Raw genomic sequence first — 18,102 nt, forward strand, 5'->3', positions numbered from 1 at the left:
TAGAGTCCCCGCGCACCTCGACACACAGCGGAAGGGGGACCCTACGATGAAGAGCGTCACGAAACCCAGAACGCCCGCGCTCGTGCTGGCCACGGCGCTGCTCGCCGCCGCCGGCACGACGGCGTGGGCGAGCGAGCCACGCCTGCCGATCGTATTCGTGCACGGTGCGGCGGGCTCGGCGGCCCAGTATCAGACCCAGGCGAAGCGCTTCGCCAGCAACGGCTATCCCAACCTCGTCACGGGCATCGACCGAACCTCGTCGGTGTCGGCGACCCTGAACCCCATGCTCGACGCCTTCTTCGACGGCGTCATGGCCGAGACCGGCGACACGCAGATCTACGTGGTCGCGCACTCGCTCGGCACGAGCCTGATGAACAACTATCTGAACAGCGCTCCCGCACGTGCGGCGCGGGTCGCGAAGTACGTCGCGATCGACGGTTCGGCGCCCAACTGCGGCGCGATCGCCACCACGTGCATCAACATCACGGCCGCGTCGATGAACCAGGGACACACCGAGTCGGTGACGTCGCCGGAGTCGTTCGCGACGCAGTACGCGTTCTTCACCGGCGAGGCCCCCGCGACCGCCGAGATCCTACCCGAGCCCGATCCGCGCATCTCCGGCCGGCTGATTCTCTTCCCGGACAACGTCGGCGTGAACGGCGCCACCGTCGACCTGTGGGAGATCAGCGGAACCACCGGACATCGGATCGGCGCGACGCCGGCGGCCACCTTCTCGCTCGGCGCCGATGGCGCGTTCGGCCCCGTCGCCGTCGACGGCCGCAAGCACTACGAGTTCTCGGCCACCAGCCCCGCGTCGGCGCTGAACTCGCACTACTACCTGCAGCCGTTCATTCGCAGCGATCACCTGATCCGCTTGCTCTCGTCACCGCCCGGCTCGACCATCCTCACGAACACGGCCGTCGGGCCGGACCATGCCGCGGCGGTGCTGCTCCGCTATCGCGAGTGGTGGGCCAACCAGGGCGCGAGCAACGACACGATGTACGTCACGACCACGAGCCCGACCTGGGACGACGATCCGGTGACGCCGACGCCGCCGTCACTGAACGTCCTGCAAGATCCGGCGAGCGCCCCGCGGACGAGCAACAAGATCGGCGCCCACATCCACGACGCGGGCTCGGACAAGGTGTCGACCCTTGCACCCATCCCGTTCTTCGTGGCGCAGGTCTTCCAGACCGGCGTGGACATCTGGATGCCCGCCACCGAGCCGCCGGACGGGACCATCTCGTTCCACGGTCAGCCGCGCGGCGACACCACCCGCCCGCAGGTGATCAACGTGCCCAACTGGGCCTCCGACGTGCACCGCATCGTCGTCCAGTTCAACGATCACACGCAGGACACGCCGCCTGCGGCGACGGCGACGCCCGACACCAAGGACCAGCTCAAGTGCCAGACCGAGGCCTCGAAGAACCTCGGCAAGTTCGTGACGGCGAAGACCAAGTGCGTGACGAAGTGTCTCGTCGCGGCGCGCAAGTCGGGCGGCTCGTTCGCCGACTGCCTCCCGCCGTACGGCGGGGCTACGGCGGCGTGCATCCTGGATCCGGCGAAGGGCGCCGAGGCCAAGGCGCGCGGCAAGATCGCCAAGGCGTGCGCGAAGGACTGCCCCGGCTGCTACGCGGCCGACGGGAACTGCCCCGACGGCGCGAGCCTCCTGGCCGACGCCGCCGCCGAGATCGACACCGTCGGTCCCCTCGTCTTCTGTGTCGAGGCTGGCGGCGGCCGGCCGTCCAAGCAGGAGGCCAAGTGCGAGGACGGCGTGTCGAAGCAGCTCGTCAAGTTCGTCGGGGCGAAGAACAAGTGCTTCGCGAAGTGCGTCACGAACGCCTTCCAGGGGAAGATCGACGTGGCGGGCTGCGAGCAGGGGAACGTGACCGACTCGGCCACCAGGGCCTGCATCGCGAAGGTGGAGAGCAAGGCGACGGCGGCGATCGACAAGAGCTGCGCCGCCCCCAAGGGCGCAGTGCCCGCCTGCCACGTCTTCGCCAGCGGTGCGCGGTGGGTCGCGGCGGCGGAGTCGGGTGTCGACCGGCAGACCCCGGACCTCTTCTGCGGCGGCGCGGCGACGACGAGCTCGACGACCACCACCACGACCACGTCGACCACCACGACGTCGTCCTCGACCACCAGCACCACGCAAACGACGACGACGACGAGCACCACGACGACGACCGAGCCCGGCTCGCCGAGCGGCGCCTTCCTCGCGCCGTCCGATCCGCTCGGCTGAGCACGAGCGCCGCGCTGCGCGCGGCCGGCGCCCCGGGGGACGGGTTCCCCCGGGGCGCATACGCATGAATGCGTATGTGGGGCGCGGCGCCGCCTCCCGTAGGTTGGACCGGCATGCGTCCTGCCATTCGTCTCGTCCTGCTCCTGCTCCTCGTCGCCGCCGGCACCGCGCGCGCGGTCACCATCGAGGAGACCGTCGACATCAGGCGCCGCTTCGGCGAGCAGACGTGCCCCACCTGCATCGGCCAGACCTGGACGTACGTCTTCCCGGGCGAACGCTTCATGTACAACGTCCAGTCCAAGTACGAATGCTTCTCGTGCGACGGCTACGCGACCACCCTCGAGGTGGAGTTCCCCGACTCGGTGGTGCCGCGCCTCGAGGTGTATCCGGCCGAGATCGTGACCGTGGCCGGCAACCTGATCTCGATCCACCTCACGCGCAAGGCGGGGTTCGGCTTGAACCTGCCGTTCGACGTGAAGGCGGAGGGCGACCTCGCTCCGGACGCCACGTCCATCCGCCTCGACACGACGATCACGGTCGTGCCGCCGTCGGGGCTGCCGCTGGTGAACCACGTGCAGGACTCGCTCCCGCTGCGCCGCCGGGCCGCCTTCACCGCGACGGCAGCGGCGGCGCCCTCGGAGGTCCGCGTCTCCGACCCGAACGCGGTGATCACGGTCACCGCGACGTTCCAGAACGTCGGCGAGAACGGTCTCATGCACGTCGCGCCGAGCGGCGATCCGACGCCGTCGGCCGCGGGCGTCGTCGAGAAGATCGCCGGGCCGACGCCGGCGTCGGTGGACCTCGCGCCGGGCGCCACCGGCAGCGTCGCCTACACGTACCGCCCGAAGAAGGCGGGCAAGGTGACGTTCGGGTTCGAGGGCTTCCTCGCCCAGGGGGTGAGCGGCGTCGTCGGCGCGCCGGCGGCGACGACCGGCGAGGTCACGGTCAAGGAAGACGTGGAGGTCGACGTCACCGCGTCCCCGTCGTCCCTGACCACCGACAGCAGCCCGACCTCGACGGGCACGGTCACCGTCAAAGTCACGGACAAGAACGGCGAGCCCGTGTCCGGCCAGAGCGTCGCGCTGGGCTTCCCGCAGTACTTCGGCATCGTCGACCTGAACCCACGTCTCCTCGTCTGCGACGCGGAGGGCGCGCTCGTCTTCCCGCCGGGCGCCGACCCGACGCTCAACGACGCGGCCTACGCCACCACGTCGGACAGCGGCGAGGCGTCGTTCCGGCTGGTCCTGGGCACGCAGCGGCGGACCGCGCAGCTGTTCGTGTTGGGCGCCGCGCTCGACGCGGAGAAGCTGAAGCTCGGCGACGACGGCCTGCTGGTCGACCTCGCGCCGAACGGCACGACGGCCAATCCGGTGTTGCACGTCGATCTGGACCAGCTCCAACGGGCCGATCTGCCCGCCGCCGAGCGGGCGGCGAACGACGCGAGCATCGTGCCGCGCGGCGCGCCCCGCGAGGTGCTGGGCGCGCTCGTGCGCTGGCTCGAGACCAAGCGTGAGGCCGGGGGCACCATGGTGAGCAGGTTCGACTGGGTCCCGATCGCCTCGGGTGACGACCGGCACGTCGGCGTGCTGCTCTACCCGCAGGCCGATCTCGCCGCCGTCCTCGCGCATTTCGACGGCGGCCCGGTCGTGCCGAGCGCGTACGTCCTCCAGATCGAGCAGGCAGGCCTGGGTTTCTTCGGCCACGAGGTGAAGTGGGAGCGCCCGTGGATGTCGCTCGACACGTGGGAGAACGTGCCCCTCGACTCGAACGGCCTCGTGATCCCCGGCAGCACCGACATTCCGCGCCTGCGCGCGAAGCCGGCCGGCGACCTCGTGACGACGAGCCCGTACGCCTTCCTCGGCTACCCGTATCCCGCCGCCGGCAGCGCGGCCGACGGCGGCTACGGCGACGCCGCCTGCGTGCCGAAGCTCGACGGCGTGAGCGTCAGCGTCCACTCGCCGGTGACGCTCCTCGTGAAGGACGTGCAGGGTCGCGCGGTCGGCCTCGGCGGCGACGGCGCATGGACGAACGCCCTGCCCGGCGCCGTCTACACGGGCGGCGAGCCGACCCGCATCCTGCTGCCGCCGGGCAGCTACACCGCCGACATCGTCGGCACCGGCAAGGGCCCGGCGACGATCGTGCTTGCGGCGCCCGGCGTCACGCCGAGGTCGATGACGTTCCAGGCGAAGCCGGGGAAGACCGGCACGCTGGCGTTCGACGCCGCGCTCGGGAGCGCGGCAGGCAGGTTCGGCAAGAAGAAGCTCCGGGTCACCGACGGCATCCCGATCACCGTCACGGGCGTGAAGAAGCGGCTCGCGGTGCGCGCCGGCGATCCGCTCACGCTGACGGTGACGAACCTCTTCGGTCGCGCCGTCGCCGGCGCGCGCGTCCACGCCGCCGGCAAGGAGTTCGCCGCCGAGGCGCGCACCGGCGCCGACGGCACGGCGACGATCGTGCTCGCCGTCACCAAGAAGACGAAGAAGCTCGTCCTCACCATCGACGGCGCGGACGTCGAGGCGACGACGCTGAAGGTGCGGGTGAAGCTCCGCAAGCGCTGACCCCGCGGTCGCCGGGGAGGGCAAGGCCCCGCAACGGGGTGGCTTGTAGTGGCTTTCGTGCAGGTGATAGGGCTGCCAGGTCGTCTTGTGTGTGCGCAAATCGACTTGCAAGCAGCTTCTGCGTAATCGGTCTCCGCTCAGACACTGTATCGACAATCGATTGGCCCCAGAGGGCCCGGAGGCAGAGACGTGGGTAAGAAGCTGTTCGTAGGCAATTTGTCGTTCAACACCAGCAACGAGGATCTGGAGAGCCTGTTCTCGCAGGCGGGAACGTGCGAGTCGGTCGCCGTCATCACGGACCGCGAGACCGGCCAGTCGCGCGGCTTCGCGTTCGTCGAGATGGGCAACGCCACCGAGGCGAGCAAGGCGATTGCGCAGTTCAACGGCGCCGAGCTCCAGGGGCGGGCGCTGAACGTCAGCGAAGCGCGCGAGCGCTCGGCGGGCGGCGGCGGCGGCTTTGGCGGTCGCGGCGGTGGTGGCGGCGGCGGTCGCGGCCGCCGGTACTGATCTCCGATCACATCGCGGTGCCCCGGGATGCGTGTGCGTCCCGGAGGCGCCGGCGAGCCGACCGTACGCGCTGCGTGCGAAGCCCATGCGGCACGCCGGCTGGTCCATCGCGGTCGTGCCCGCCGCCGCAGCGCGATGCGCCCCACCACGTGCATCGATCGAGTGCCGACCACGGCACGACCGTGCCGTTGGCGCGATCCTGCGCATGCGTGATGCCGGCGTCGGCGCCCAGGGCCGAGAGGTTCACGAGCTGGCTCGCGCGTCCGGCGCAGAGGCGCAGGAACGTCTGGAACGCCGTCAGATCGCCGACGTCGAGGATCGTCCGGACGTCGCGCTCGACGTACGTCGGACTCGGGACACTAGCTCGGGTACCCGTCGCCGGGCTCGAGCTCACGGTCGTAGACGGCGGGCGCAGATCCGCGACAGAGGATGTCCAGCAGGTCCGTCGGCGGCGCGGGAAAATGCCGCACCTCTGGCCCGGCCCCGGGGCCGGAGCCGCGCCGCCGCTCAGTCCCCCGGGAACCGGTAGCCCGCGAGCTGCTCCCGCAGCTGCTTCTTCGCGAACTTCCCGACGCTGGTCTTCGGGATCGCCTCGAGGAAGAGCACGTCCTCGGGCAGCCACCACTTCGCGACCCGCGAGTCGAGGAAGTCGAGCACGTCGCGGCGCGCCAGCGTCTTCCCGGGCTTCGGGACGACGCACGCGAGCGGACGCTCCTGCCAGCGGGCGTGCGGCATCCCGACGACGGCCGCTTCGAGCACGTCGGGGTGGGCCATGATCGCGTTCTCGAGCTCGACGCTCGAGATCCATTCGCCGCCGCTCTTGATGACGTCCTTGGCGCGGTCGGTGATCGTGACGTAGCCGTCGGCGTCGATGTGCGAGACGTCACCGGTGCGGAACCAGCCGTCGTCGAAGGCGGCGTCGTTGCGGTCGTCGGCGTGGTAGCCCGACGTGATCCATGGGCCGCGCACCTGCAGCTCACCGACGCTGCGGCCGTCCCAGGGCAGCACCGCGCCGTCCTCGCCGACGACGCGGAGGTCGACGCCCGGCACGGGCATGCCCTGCTTCGCCCGCACGGCGCGGCGCTGCGCGGGCGTGTACGCGTCCATCGTGCTGCGCGGCCGGCAGATGGTCGCGAGCGGCGACGTCTCGGTCATGCCCCAGGCCTGGATCACCTCGATGCCGATGGCGTCGAAGCGCGCGAGCAGGCTCTCGGGCACCGCCGAGCCGCCGCATGGCACCGCGCGCAGGGAGGAGAGGTCGAACGGCTCCTGCTCGAGCACCTGGAGCATGCCGAGCAGCACCGTCGGCACGCCCGCGGTGACGGTCACGCGCAGCTCCTGCACGAGCCGGCAGATGTCGCGCGGCGTCGGCTGCGGGCCGGGGTAGATCTGGTCGGCGCCGACCATGGTGCCGGTGTACGGCAGGCCCCACGCATTGGCGTGGAACATCGGCACCACCGACAGGATGCGGTCGCGCTCGCAGATGGCGAAGGCGTCGACCATCGCCTGCGCGTACGACTGGAGCACCATCGAGCGGTGCGAGTAGACGACGCCCTTCGGGTGCCCGGTGGTGCCGGACGTGTAGCACATGCCCGCCGCCGTGCGCTCGTCGAACGACGGCCACTGGAAGTCGTCGGGTGCCGACGCGAGCAGGTCCTCGTAGCGGTGGACGTTGGGGAAGAGCCCTGCCGGCAGCTCGCCGTCGCCCATGACGACCAGGTGCTCGACCGTCGTCAGCTCCTTCGCGTGGGGCGCGAGGAGCGGCAGCAGGACGTCGTCGACGCACAGCACGCGGTCCTCCGCGTGGTTCACGATGTAGACGATCTGCTCGGGGAAGAGCCGGATGTTGACGGTGTGCAGCACCGCGCCGCTCGACGGCACGCCGAGGTAGAGCTCGAGGTGGCGCCACGAGTTCCACGCGAACGTGCCGACGCGGTCGCCGCCGCGCACGCCGAGGGCGCCGAGCGCCCGCGCCAGCCGGCGCGTACGGCGGTCGACGTCGGCGTAGGTGATCCGGTGCAGGCCGGACGGCGTGCGCGTGATCACCTCCTTGCGCGGGAAGAGCAGGGCGGCCCGCTCGAGGAAGCTCGAGAGGAGCAGCGGGCGGTCCATCATCAGCCCACGCATGGGTACCTCCGGTTCAGGCATCGTGCTCGTCGAGGAAGGCGATCAGGGTGTCGGCCAGCGCGTCGGGCTGCTCGAGATGCGGGTGGTGGCCGGAGTCGGCGATGACGGCGCGCGTGGCACGCAACGCGACGAGCCGCGCCTCGAGGTCGTCGGCGTCGAGGCGTACGGGGCTCTCGCTGCCCTCGACGAAGAGGACGGGCGCCGTCACGCGGGCCGCGAAGGCCAGGCCCGCCGCGCGCGAGTAGCCGACCGGCGAGCGCGTCTGGTGCATCGGGTCGAACTTCCAGGTGCGCTGCCCGCTGCGGGCGCGCGTGCCGTGCTCGGCCATGAGCCGCGTGACGTTGGGGGAGAAGCGCGGGAAGCGCTCGCGCAGCCGCGACTTCGCCTCGTCGAGCGTCATCGTGCGCGGGTCGCGCTCGGTGGCGCGCTCGAGGTCGGCGATCCAGGCGGCCCAGCGCGACGGCTGGGCGTCGGGGTCGGCGAGGTCGGGCGGGCCGACGCCGTCGATCAGCGCGAGCGCCGTCACGCGCTCGGGCTCCGTCCCGGCGTACAGCATGGCCGCCGTGGCGCCCATCGAGTGCGCGACGACCGCGGCGCGGCCGCCGAGCTGGCGGATCAGGAAGCCGAGGTCGGCCGCATAGTCGGCGAAGTGGTAGTAGCCGCCGGCGCCGATCCATTCCGAGTCGCCGTGGCCGCGCCAGTCGAGCGCGAAGGCGCGGTAGCCGGCCTGCACGAGGCGCGGCGCGACGAGGTCCCACGTATGCGCATGCTCGAGATAGCCGTGCAGGAGGAGCACCACGCGCTGTCCCTCGCCCCACTCGAGCAGATGCTGGCGGAGACGGTTGGCGGTGATGAAGCGCGACTTCGCGGTCACCGGGACGACGACACCAGGCGGGCGCCCGCGGGCGCGTCGAGGTCGACCCCGGTGCTCTCGAGCAGGCGCGCGATCATCATGTAGTAGCCGATCGTCAGCAGCAGCTCGACGACCTCGCGGTCCGAGAAGTGGGCGCGCACCGCGGCCAGCGTCGCGTCCGACGCGCGCACGTCGCGCACGACCTCGGTGGTGAACGCGAGCACGGCACGCTCGACGGCGTCGAACGCGGGATCGGCGAGGTCGTCGCGCTCCAGCGCGGCGACCTGTGCGTCGTTCGCGCCCACGGCCTTCGCGATCGGCACGTGCTGGGTCCACTCGTACTCGGCGCCGGAGAGCCGGCCGACGCGCAGGATCACCAGCTCGCGCAGGATGGGCGACAGCTGCTGCTTGCCGAGGATGCTCGTGCCGAGCTGGAGCATCGGCCGGAAGCTGGTTTCGGCGTGGGCCATCATGCGGAAGACGTTCAGGTGGATCGGCAGCCGATCGAACACCTCGCGCACCGCAGGCGGCGCCGTCTCGGGATCGACATAGGGGAGGCGGGCCATGCGCGCAGCTATCGCACGGCCCGCCGGAGGGGCAAGCCCCTGCACGAAGGGTCTGGCGGTGGCCGCGCGACGGCGTAGAGTACGAGCCCGCCCGACACGGAGATCGACCCGATGCGCGACTTCGCCTGTCCCAACTGCGGCCAGCGCCTGGCCTTCGAGAACTCGGTGTGCCTCGGCTGCGAGAGCCCGATCGGCTTCGACCCCGCCACCCGCGGGTTCGTCGTCGTCGACGCGGCCGGCGCCACGCGGGACGACCCGCCGCGACGGATGTGCGCCAACCTCGGCGTCGCCGGCTGCAACTGGATCGCGCCCGCCGAGGCCGCCGGCGGCCTGTGCCGCTCGTGCTCGCTGACGCGCACGCGGCCCGCCGCCGGCGACGCCGCCATGCCGGCCTTCGCCGAGGCCGAGACCGCCAAGCGCCGCCTGGTCGTCGAGCTCGTCGATCTGGGCCTGCCGATCGACGATCGCACGGTCGATCCCGAGCGCGGCCTCGCGTTCGATCTCCTCTCGAGCACGGAGGGCACGGTGACGACGGGCCACGCGGACGGCGTCATCACGCTCGACCTCGCCGAGGGCGACGACGTCCACCGCGAGCGGCTGCGCGTCGCGATGGCCGAGCCGTACCGCACGCTGCTCGGCCACTTCCGCCACGAGATCGGGCACTACTACTGGTTCGTGCTCGTCGACCGGGGCGGCGCGCGGGCCGACTTCGAGGCCCTCTTCGGGGATGCCGACGCCGACTACCAGGCGGCGCTCGACCGTCACTACGCGGAGGGCGCGCCGGCAGGCTGGGAGGAGCGCTTCGTGTCGGCCTACGCCACCATGCATCCGGCCGAGGACTGGGCCGAGACCTTCGCGCACTATCTCCACATCCGCGACACGCTCGACACCGCCGCCGCCTTCGGCTTCGCGCCGGCGGGCGCGACCGCGACCCAGCCGCTCGCGGGCGATCCCGGCTTCGACCGCATGATCGCCCTGTGGCTGCCGCTGGCGTGGGCGCTCAACATGCTGAACCGCTCCATGGGGCACGCGGACCTCTACCCCTTCGTCCTGCCGCCCGCCGTGCTTGACAAGATGCGGCTCGTCCACCGCCTGGTCGCGACCCGCGAGGCGCCGGCGGCGGCGAACGCGAGCCCGCCCGCGGCCTGACGTCGCCTTGCGCCGCGGCGCGCCGGCCCGCTACTGCGGGCGCGTGCCGCCGTCGTCGCCCGCCGTGCTCGTCACCGGCGCCTCCTCTGGGATCGGCGCCGCCACGGCGGCGCTGCTCGCGGCCCGCGGCTTCCGCGTCTGGGGCACGAGCCGGCGGCCGCCCGCCGACGCGGGGCCGATCCGCTGGGTGGCGATGGACGTGTGCGACGAGGCCGCGGCCCGGGCCGGCGTCGCGCGCGTCGCCGACGAGGCGGGCGGCACGCTCGACGGGCTCGTCTGCAACGCGGGGATGGGCATCTTCGGCAGCGTCGAGGAGGTCTCGCTCGTGCGGGCCCACGCGCAGTTCGAGACCAACGTCTTCGGCACGCTCGCGCCGCTGCGCGCCGCCCTGCCGGGCATGCGGCGCCGTGGGGCCGGGCGGATCGTCGTCGTGGGCTCGCTCGCGGGCCGCGCGCCGATCCCGTTCCAGGCCCACTACTCGGCGACCAAGGCGGCGCTCGACGCATTCGTCCTGGCGCTGCGGGTCGAGCTGGCGCCGACCGGTGTCTCGGTGTCGCTCGTCGAGCCGGGCGACATCCGCACGGCGTTCAACGACGCGACCGACTGGGGCGAGCCGTCCGTCGCCTACGCCGAGCGGCAGCGGGCCTGCGAGGCGGTGATCCGGGCGTCGCTCGAGGCCGCGCCGGGTCCCGAGGTCGTGGCGGCGGCCGTGCTGCGCGCGCTCACCGCACGCCGGCCGCGCGTGCGCTATCCGGTCGGGCCGGCGTCGCGTCTCGTGCCGCTCGTGCGCCGGCTGCTGCCCGACGCGCTCGCGCTACGCATCCTGCGGGCGCACTTCCGGGTCTGAGCGGACCGTGCTACGGGGCCGGAACGCGCTGGCGCTCGCCGGCATGAGCGGTGCGAGGAGGAGACGATGGAGCGAAGCCTGAACCGACGCGAGGTGCTGGCCGGGGCGGGAGCCCTGATGGTCGCGGGAGCCCCGGAGATCGTGCTGGCCAAGGACGAGGCGCCGGCGACGCCGCCCGCGAAGGCCAACGCCGCGCTGATCGCGGCCTCGCTCGCCTGCGTCGAGGCCGGCGACGCCTGCGTCGCCCACTGCCTCATGGAGTTCAAGCGGGGCGACACCATGCTCGCCGACTGCGCCGCCAGCGTCGAGCGCATGCTCGCCGTCTGCAACGCGACGGCGCGCCTCGCCGCCCTGGGCTCGACGCATCTCGCGGCCTTCGTCGCGGTGTGCGCCGACGTCTGCCGCGATTGCGAGGCCGAGTGCCGCAAGCACGCCTCGCATCACGCCGTGTGCAAGACGTGCGCGGACGCCTGCGCCGGCTTCATCGCCGCCGCCAAGCCGACGCCGGCCTGAAGGCACGCCGGCGGCTCAGGCGCCGGGACGTTGCGGCGCCCGCGCGCGCTGCCGTACCACCCGGTCGACGCGCTCGTCGAGCATCCCGAAGACGCCGACGAGCGTCCGCACGACGAGCCGTCGCAGCAGCCCGCTCGGCGGCAACGGCACCTTGCGGTGCGCCCACAGCGCCGCACCCGGTCCCGGGCGCCCGGCCATGAGGTCCGCGAGCATCGTGCCCGCGTAGCTCGCGAGCGCGATGCCGTGGCCGGCGTAGGCCGCCGAGTACCACAGGTTGCCGGCGCGGCCCGTGCGCCCGATCGCCGGCAGGAAGTCGAGCGCGAAGCCGAGCGGCCCGCCCCAGCGCGCGACGACGGGCACCTCGGAGAGCGTCGGGAAGCGCTCGCGGAAGGCGCGCTCGATCTCGGCGTCGATGGCCGCAGCGTCGGCGGGGTCGTGGCCGGCGGCGGCCGCACGCACGGTCTTCGAGCCGCCGACGATGGCGCCGTCGGCGGTGAGCCGATAGCTCTCCAGCATCTCGTGCGCCGTGTAGATGCCCTCGCGGCCCGACCAGCCGATGCTCGCCCGCTGCGCCGGCCCGAGCGGCGCGGTGCGGAAGAGACGCACGTGGATCGGCATCACGAGGTGATGCAGGCGGCCGAGCGTCGGCGTCCAGGCGTTCGTCGCCAGTACGACGTCGCGCGCGCGCAGGCGGCCGCCGGGCGTCGTCACCACCGCCGGACGGTCGTCGCCGATGGCGGTGACGGGTGAGCCCTCGTGCAGGACGACGCCGGCGTCGAGCGCCGCCTGCCGCAGCCCGAGCACGTAGCGGCCCGGGTCGAGGATGCCGCCGCGCTTCCAGAGCAGGCCGCGCGTGAAGGCGGGGGGCAGGTCGCGTGCCCGCATCGCCGCTAGCTCGAGCAGCTCGGCGTCGAGCCCGAGGGTGGCAGCGGCGCGTGCGGCCTTGTCGAGGACGCCGTGCTGGGCCGGGTCGACGGCGGCCATGACGTTGCCGACGGGCTCGTAGTCGCAGGCGATGGCGTGGGTCGCGATGAGCCCCTCGACGTGGGCGATGGCCGTCTCGACGAGGCCGACCAGCGCTCGGCCGCGGGTGCGGCCGAACAGCGTGGCGAGCGTCGGCAGGTCCTTGCCGATGACCGGCGTCAGGTGGCCGGCGTTGCGACCGCTGGCGCCGAAGCCCGCGTGCGTCGACTCGAGCACCGTCACGCCGCGGCCCGCGGCGCGCAGCGCGAGGGCGGTGGAGAGGCCCGTGAAGCCGGCGCCGACGACGACCACGTCGGCGTCGCCGTCGCCGACGAGCGGCGGCGCCGGCGGCGGGAGCGTCTGCAGCCAGGGGCTCGCGGGCACGGGTTTTCATCGCGCGCGAGAGCAATGCTGGCAAGCCGCGCGTGCCTTGCTGCGGCCGCGCGCGGTACGGTACGTCTGCCGGCCGGATGTTCGAGCTCGAGTTCACGCCGGCCGAAGAGGCGTTTCGCCGCGAGCTGCGCGACTTCCTCGCGCAGCACCTGCCGGCGGAGCGGCCGCCCGAGGACGAGGAGGCCCGGCGCGAGTACCAGCGACGCTGGCAGCAGACGCTCGCCGGCGGCGGCTGGGTCGGCATCCAATGGCCGCGCGAGCACGGCGGCCGCGCCGCGTCGCTGAACGAGCAGATCATCTTCACCGAGGAGATGGCGCGGGTCCGCGCGCCGGAGATCCTCGACGCCGTCGCCGTGAACATCGTCGGGTCCGTGCTGCTGCACGCCGGGACCGATGCGCAGAAGCGCCGCTTCCTGCCGCGCATCCTGCCGGCCGACGAGGTGTGGTGTCTCGGCTTCTCGGAGCCCAACGCCGGCAGCGATCTCGCCTCGCTGCGCTGCCGCGCCGTGCGCGACGGCGACGAGTGGGTCGTCAGCGGCCAGAAGGTGTGGTCGAGCAAGGCGCACTTCGCCGACTGGCTGCTGCTGCTCGTGCGCACCGATCCCGACGTGCCGCGGCACAAGGGCATCACCTGTCTCGTCGTCGACATGCACGCGCCCGGCGTCACCTGGCGGCCGCTGGTGCAGATCAGCGGCCGGCGCGAGTTCAACGAGGTGTTCCTGGAAGAGGTGCGGGTCCCGGTCGCCGACACCGTCGGCGCGGTGAACGCGGGCTGGCCGCTGATCCGCGCGGCGCTGGCGCACGAGCGCGGCACGCTGTGGGCGTTCGATTTCAAGATCCGCCTGCAGAACGGCGCGCGTGCGCTCTGCGACCTCTATCGCCGCGCCGCCGCCGGCGACGGCGGCCGCACCGACCTCGCGGCGCTGCGCGGGCAGGTGGCGCAGGCGTGGATCGAGTCGCAGGTGTTCGCGGCGCACACGCTGCGCCTCCTGCCGAAGCTGCACGCCGGCGACGCCGGGGCCGACGCCGCACTGCAGAAGCTCTTCGGCAGCGAGGTGCAGCAGCGTGCCTGCGAGCTGGCGATGCAGCTCGAAGGCCCGTGGGCGCAGCTCGGCGTCGGCGAGGCGCAGGCCCTCGACGCCGGCGAGCCCCAGGAGCGCTACCTCTACTCGCGCTCGGTGACGATCTCGTCGGGCACCTCCGAGGTGCTGCGCGGCCTCATCGCGCAGCAGGCGCTCGGGCTGCCGCGCGGCTGAGCCGCGCTCAGCGCGGCGTGGCGGCGCGCGCGGCGGCCGTGAGGTCGACCGTCGGCGTCGTGCAGGGCTGGCCGGGGCGGTGCCAGTAGCGCAGCACGTCGCGCTCGCGCCCGAGCGCCAGCACCGTCGACGAGACGGTGCCGTAGGCACGGCCGTGGTGGCAGAGCCCGTTCGTCCCGCCCGCGGTGCCGTGGTCGCACAAGAGCGGGAAGTCGGCCGGGGCGTCGTCGTCGAGCAGCAGGCGCACGCGGGCGCCGCGCGGCGTCGCCTCGTGGCCGAACGGCTCGTTGACGATCGCGTGCGCGCCCGGGCCGAGCAGCACGGGGCCGAGCACGCGGCCGCCGCCGAGGTGGGTGACGACGCGGGCGCCGTCTTCGTCGACGATCAGCAGGTTGAAGGCGTTCCACGCGTCGAGTCGATCGGGCAGCCGGCCGGCGAGCGCGAGCAGCGGCAGCTCGCCGCGGCTCCGTGCGCCCGCGTCGCGCGGCGCCTCGGCGACGTTGGTCAGCGCAGCGAGCCGCCCGTTCCCGACCGCGAGCCAGGTGCCGCCCGCGCGCCGGTCGCGACCGGCGAAGATGCCCGGGGCGACGGGCATGGGATCGTCGGCGGCGCGGTCGCGGAACTCGTCGCGGTTGGCGGCGAGGCGCACGGGCTCGGCGGCCTCGGGATCGAGCCGCAGGACGATCGTACACATGCGGCTCAGGCGGCGCGGACGGCGCCGTGCACGCGCGGCAGCACCTCGGCGATGAGCCGCTCGGTCTGATCGAGGACGTCGGCCTCGCCGAGCGCGATCGGACGCAGCACGAATTTCGAGACCCCGACCCGCACGAACTCGTCGATGCGCGCGAGGATCTCGGCCGCACCGCCGACCGCGACGTGGCGCGACGCATCGCTCGTCTGCGCCAGCGCGGCGAGCACCTGGCCGGTGCGCTGCACGAGCGGCTCGTCGGTCGCGCCGAAGCGGAAGCCGAACGCGGCCCCGTAGTGGTCGTCGTCGATGGGCCGTCCCGCGGCGGCCGACGCCTCGCGGATGGCGGCCACGACCGGGCCGGCCTGCTCGGGCGACTCGACGCCGCCGAGCCAGCCGGTGCCGAGGCGCGCGGTGCGCCGGATGGCGTTCCGGCTGCGGCCGCCGATCCACAGCGGCAGCGGCTGCTGGATCGGCAGCGGGGCGATGCGCACGTCGGTGTAGCGGTAGTGTGCGCCATGGGCGGTGACGCGCTCGCCGGCCCAGAGATGCGCCATGATGCCGAGCGCCTCGTCGACCATCGCGCCGCTGCCCTTGGGATCGCGCCCCGTCGCCGCCCACTCGGGCGCGATCGCGGGACCGACGCCGAAGGCGGGCAGCAGCCGCCCGCGCGAGAGCCAGTCGATGGTCGCGCACTCCTTCGCCAGCACCAGCGGATCGCGGAAGGTGACGACCACGACGTTCATGCCGAACTTGAGGCGGTCGGTGCCGCCGGCGAGCGCGGCCATGACGCTCATCGGCTCGAGCTGGGGCTGCGACGACACCAGCCGGTCGGTCTGCCAGAGCGAGTCGATGCCGCCCGCCTCGCAGCGCTCCACGAAGCGCCAGAAGCCGCGCGCGTCCTCGAAGGGCGTCTGCGCGACGCCGAGCCCGATGCGGACCTTCATGCGCTCCGGCTTAGCCCCGCCGCTCGCGCCGAGTCCACCGCGGCGTCAGCGCGGCACGGGAAGGGCGCAGGCGACGCACGTACGGGCGGCGTCGAGGGCCGCGCCGATGGCGGCGAGACACGACCCGCTGAGGATGCGCGTCACCTGCGCGTCGGCGCGCAGCAGGAGGCGATCCGCACGCCGGGTGAGGCGTGCCTGGCGTCGCGGCCGTGCGGCCGTCGTGGCCCGCTCGAGCAGGATACGGGCGCGCGTGAGCTTGCGTTGCACGCGACGCGGCAGCGGCTCGCAGAGCGCGAGCAGCTCCGCAGCGGTGGGGATGCAGCGCCGGGGATCGCAGGTGTCGCTGTCACCGCAGGCGCCCGGGGCGCCGGCGGCCGAGTCGTAGAGCGGCCCGCCGTCGCCGCAGGTGCCGCCCGGCCGCCGGTCGTGTCGCACGCAGACGCTGACCGCGCCGGTGCAGGCTGCGCCGAGCGGGTCCGTGGCGACGAACGCGACGTGGTAGACGCGGCCGTCGCCGGAGCCCTGGCGTTCGGCGCGCAGCCGTACGACGTCGCCGCCGAGCCCGATCGCGTCCGGGCAGGTGGCCCCGTCCCCGGTGTCGTCGACCGGCTCGTCCTGCGCCACGGCGGTGATCGCCAGCAGGAGGGGATCGCCGTCGGGGTCGGTCACGCCGGCGATCGACACCGGCACCAGGCGGTGATTCGGCGGCCAGAGGTCCTGGACGTCGGCGAAGGCGCGGTCGCAGAGGGGCGGCAGGTTCTCCCGCTGGCAGAGCGGCGAGCAGCCGTCGCCGGGCAGGACGTTGCCGTCGTCGCAGGTCTCGGGCGGCGTCGGCACGCCGTCACCGCACACCTGCGCCGAGGCGGAGAGCGCTCCGAGGAGCAGGACGGCGAGTGCGGTGCCGGCCGCGGACGCGATGCGGTGGCCTCGGGTGTCGGGGGCGGCGAGCATCGCCGCTGAAAGCGAGCTGCGTGCCAGGCGGGCCTCCATTCCGCGTCGTGCCGAACGGGGGGCGCGCGCGCGTTTGTACAACTTTCCGCATCGTCTGCGGCCTGCCAGACTGCGCGCATGCTCCAGTCGGCGCTGGTCGCCACGCCGCTCGGCGACGTCCGTGTGGTCACCCGCGACGGCGCCGTCTGCGCGCTCGCGTTCGCGGACGCCTTCGCCAGGCCGGCGCGGACCCTGCATCGCCGGTTCGGCGACGCCGGCGGAGCCGACGGGGCGGCGGCCCGCGCCGCCGCCCGGCGGGTCGCGGCCTACTTCGCGGGCGAGCCCGACGCCCTCGCCGCGCTGACGCTGGCGCCGGGCGGGACCCCGTTTCAGCAGCGGGTGTGGGCCGCGGTACGCGCGATCCCGGCCGGCGCGACCGTCACCTACGGCGAGCTGGCCCGGCGCGCCGGCGTTCCGGGGGCGGTGCGCGCGGTCGGCAGCGCGAACGGCGCCAACCCGATCTGGCTCGCCATCCCGTGCCACCGCGTGCTCGGCAGCGACGGGACGCTCACCGGCTACGGCGGGGGCCTCGCGCGCAAACGCTGGCTTCTCGTGCACGAAGGGGCCTACCTGCGCTAAGAGCCCGAGCCCATGTCGTCGCCTCTCCGCTCCCGCCCCGAGCTCGTCGCCAGCCAGCGTGCCCGCCCGCCGTTCGGCGAGCGCACCTTCGCGCTGCCGGATCCGGCGGTGCGCGTCGGCGTCACCGGCACCGGCGACGATCTTCTGTTGCTGCCCTGGTCGGCGGGCGAGCTGGCGCGCGAGATCGAGGCCGGCGCCGTGCTCTTCCGGCGTCTCGGCATCGCCCCCGGGATGCGCGTCGCCAACACCCTGCCCGGTGCGCTGACGACGCCCGGTGCGCTCCTCGTCGGCGACGTGAACGAGGCGATCGGCGCCCTCGACGTCCCGCTCGGCGAGGTCGACGCGGCGGCGGCGCAGCGCGGCGCCTGGGATCTGGTCGATCGCGTGGAGTGCGCCGTGCTGATCCTCGAGCCCGCGTCGGCGGCCGCCTTCCTCGCCGCGGCGCCGGAGGTGCCGCGGCCGTGGTGGCAGGGCATCGTGTGGCTCGCGCGCGGCACCTGGCCGTTGGCGACGCCCGCCGTGCCGGCGACGTTCGCCGGCTGGCAGCGAAGCTGGCTCGCGGTGCCGGAGGTGACGAGCTTCGCCGCGGCGTCGTGCGCGCGCGCGGCGCTCCACTGCGCCGAGGGGGTGGTCGCGGAGGCGGGGGCGGATGGGCTCGTGCTGTCGGCGCCCGGTGCGCCGTGGCGGTACGCGAGCGGCGTCGCGACGCGTGTGGGGGCGTGCGACTGCGGTACGCCGGGCGCGGCGCTGCTCGCGTAGCCGCCCCCCGTCGTCACCCGCGGCCGCGAAGCACGGCGACGTCGCTCAGCCGCCGCGCCCTCGCGCATCGCCGCGCAGATGCGGTTCAGGACGTGGACGACGTCGTAGGCGGGGTGGCGGTCGACGATGCCCGTGAAGTCGCGCAGGTCGGCGAAGAGGATCGCG

The 18,102-nt window shown here is 73.6% G+C and carries 16 protein-coding genes; 9 read left to right on the forward strand and 7 right to left on the reverse strand.

Going from position 1 to position 18,102, the window contains the following annotated elements:
- Nucleotides 1-46: 46 nt before the first annotated feature.
- The 3 genes from KIT14_17185 to KIT14_17195 all read left to right on the forward strand — a co-directional run bounded on the left by KIT14_17185 (nucleotide 47) and on the right by KIT14_17195 (nucleotide 5,307).
- On the forward strand, nucleotides 47-2,242 hold the full coding sequence (locus tag KIT14_17185) for a hypothetical protein (GenBank protein ID MCW5892257.1): 2,196 nt from the start codon (nucleotides 47-49) through the stop codon (nucleotides 2,240-2,242).
- A 113-nt stretch (nucleotides 2,243-2,355) separates the two neighbouring features.
- Nucleotides 2,356-4,800: a hypothetical protein gene (locus tag KIT14_17190; GenBank protein ID MCW5892258.1), complete on the forward strand. Its 2,445-nt coding sequence runs from the start codon at nucleotides 2,356-2,358 to the stop codon at nucleotides 4,798-4,800.
- Nucleotides 4,801-4,989: 189 nt separating this feature from the next.
- Complete coding sequence (locus KIT14_17195; protein MCW5892259.1) at nucleotides 4,990-5,307, forward strand: RNA-binding protein; 318 nt, start codon at nucleotides 4,990-4,992, stop codon at nucleotides 5,305-5,307.
- Nucleotides 5,308-5,814: 507 nt separating this feature from the next.
- Here KIT14_17195 and KIT14_17200 read toward each other — a convergent pair.
- The 3 genes from KIT14_17200 to KIT14_17210 are packed head-to-tail and all read right to left on the reverse strand — an operon-like array spanning nucleotide 5,815 to nucleotide 8,853.
- The gene (locus tag KIT14_17200; GenBank protein MCW5892260.1) at nucleotides 5,815-7,422 is read right to left on the reverse strand and encodes a long-chain fatty acid--CoA ligase; all 1,608 of its coding nucleotides are present in this window, start codon (nucleotides 7,420-7,422) and stop codon (nucleotides 5,815-5,817) included.
- Nucleotides 7,423-7,447: 25 nt separating this feature from the next.
- Entirely contained in the window at nucleotides 7,448-8,308 is an 861-nt protein-coding gene (locus KIT14_17205; GenBank protein MCW5892261.1) for an alpha/beta hydrolase, read from the reverse strand.
- Nucleotides 8,305-8,853, reverse strand: coding sequence for a carboxymuconolactone decarboxylase family protein (locus tag KIT14_17210; GenBank protein MCW5892262.1), 549 nt, complete (start codon nucleotides 8,851-8,853; stop codon nucleotides 8,305-8,307). Before KIT14_17210 ends, KIT14_17205 begins: the two co-directional genes overlap by 4 nt.
- A gap of 111 nt (nucleotides 8,854-8,964) precedes the next feature.
- Here KIT14_17210 and KIT14_17215 point away from each other — a divergent pair, with 111 nt between their 5' ends.
- The 3 genes from KIT14_17215 (at nucleotide 8,965) to KIT14_17225 (ending at nucleotide 11,362) form a co-directional block, all read left to right on the forward strand.
- On the forward strand, nucleotides 8,965-10,002 hold the full coding sequence (locus KIT14_17215; protein MCW5892263.1) for a putative zinc-binding metallopeptidase: 1,038 nt from the start codon (nucleotides 8,965-8,967) through the stop codon (nucleotides 10,000-10,002).
- A 43-nt stretch (nucleotides 10,003-10,045) separates the two neighbouring features.
- Nucleotides 10,046-10,849 (forward strand): SDR family NAD(P)-dependent oxidoreductase, encoded by an 804-nt coding sequence (locus KIT14_17220; protein MCW5892264.1) that lies wholly within the window; start codon nucleotides 10,046-10,048, stop codon nucleotides 10,847-10,849.
- Nucleotides 10,850-10,915: 66 nt separating this feature from the next.
- On the forward strand, nucleotides 10,916-11,362 hold the full coding sequence (locus KIT14_17225; protein ID MCW5892265.1) for a Csp1 family four helix bundle copper storage protein: 447 nt from the start codon (nucleotides 10,916-10,918) through the stop codon (nucleotides 11,360-11,362).
- Between the two features lie 15 nt (nucleotides 11,363-11,377).
- Here the strand turns inward: KIT14_17225 and KIT14_17230 are convergent, their stop codons facing one another.
- Nucleotides 11,378-12,709 carry an FAD-dependent oxidoreductase gene (locus KIT14_17230; protein MCW5892266.1) on the reverse strand — a complete coding sequence of 444 codons (1,332 nt, stop codon included), beginning with the start codon at nucleotides 12,707-12,709 and terminating at the stop codon, nucleotides 11,378-11,380.
- A gap of 86 nt (nucleotides 12,710-12,795) precedes the next feature.
- Here KIT14_17230 and KIT14_17235 point away from each other — a divergent pair, with 86 nt between their 5' ends.
- On the forward strand, nucleotides 12,796-13,974 hold the full coding sequence (locus KIT14_17235) for an acyl-CoA dehydrogenase family protein (protein ID MCW5892267.1): 1,179 nt from the start codon (nucleotides 12,796-12,798) through the stop codon (nucleotides 13,972-13,974).
- 7 nt (nucleotides 13,975-13,981) lie between these two features.
- On the opposite strand, the gene KIT14_17240 is transcribed toward KIT14_17235, so the two are convergent.
- Genes KIT14_17240 through KIT14_17250 form a run of 3 tightly spaced genes read right to left on the reverse strand, consistent with a single transcriptional unit; the run spans nucleotide 13,982 to nucleotide 16,560 of the window.
- Entirely contained in the window at nucleotides 13,982-14,668 is a 687-nt protein-coding gene (locus tag KIT14_17240) for an NRDE family protein (GenBank protein MCW5892268.1), read from the reverse strand.
- A gap of 5 nt (nucleotides 14,669-14,673) precedes the next feature.
- Nucleotides 14,674-15,609, reverse strand: coding sequence for an LLM class flavin-dependent oxidoreductase (locus tag KIT14_17245; GenBank protein ID MCW5892269.1), 936 nt, complete (start codon nucleotides 15,607-15,609; stop codon nucleotides 14,674-14,676).
- A gap of 45 nt (nucleotides 15,610-15,654) precedes the next feature.
- On the reverse strand, nucleotides 15,655-16,560 hold the full coding sequence (locus tag KIT14_17250) for a hypothetical protein (protein MCW5892270.1): 906 nt from the start codon (nucleotides 16,558-16,560) through the stop codon (nucleotides 15,655-15,657).
- A gap of 117 nt (nucleotides 16,561-16,677) precedes the next feature.
- Between KIT14_17250 and KIT14_17255 the strand changes: the two genes are divergently transcribed.
- Both KIT14_17255 and KIT14_17260 read left to right on the forward strand, forming a co-directional pair.
- Complete coding sequence (locus KIT14_17255) at nucleotides 16,678-17,178, forward strand: methylated-DNA--[protein]-cysteine S-methyltransferase (protein MCW5892271.1); 501 nt, start codon at nucleotides 16,678-16,680, stop codon at nucleotides 17,176-17,178.
- 12 nt (nucleotides 17,179-17,190) lie between these two features.
- Nucleotides 17,191-17,937 carry a hypothetical protein gene (locus KIT14_17260; protein ID MCW5892272.1) on the forward strand — a complete coding sequence of 249 codons (747 nt, stop codon included), beginning with the start codon at nucleotides 17,191-17,193 and terminating at the stop codon, nucleotides 17,935-17,937.
- The last annotated feature ends 165 nt before the right edge of the window (nucleotides 17,938-18,102 follow it).

The organism is bacterium (genome assembly GCA_026129405.1).
In the GTDB taxonomy this organism is placed as follows: Bacteria; Desulfobacterota; Binatia; order DP-6; family DP-6; genus JAHCID01.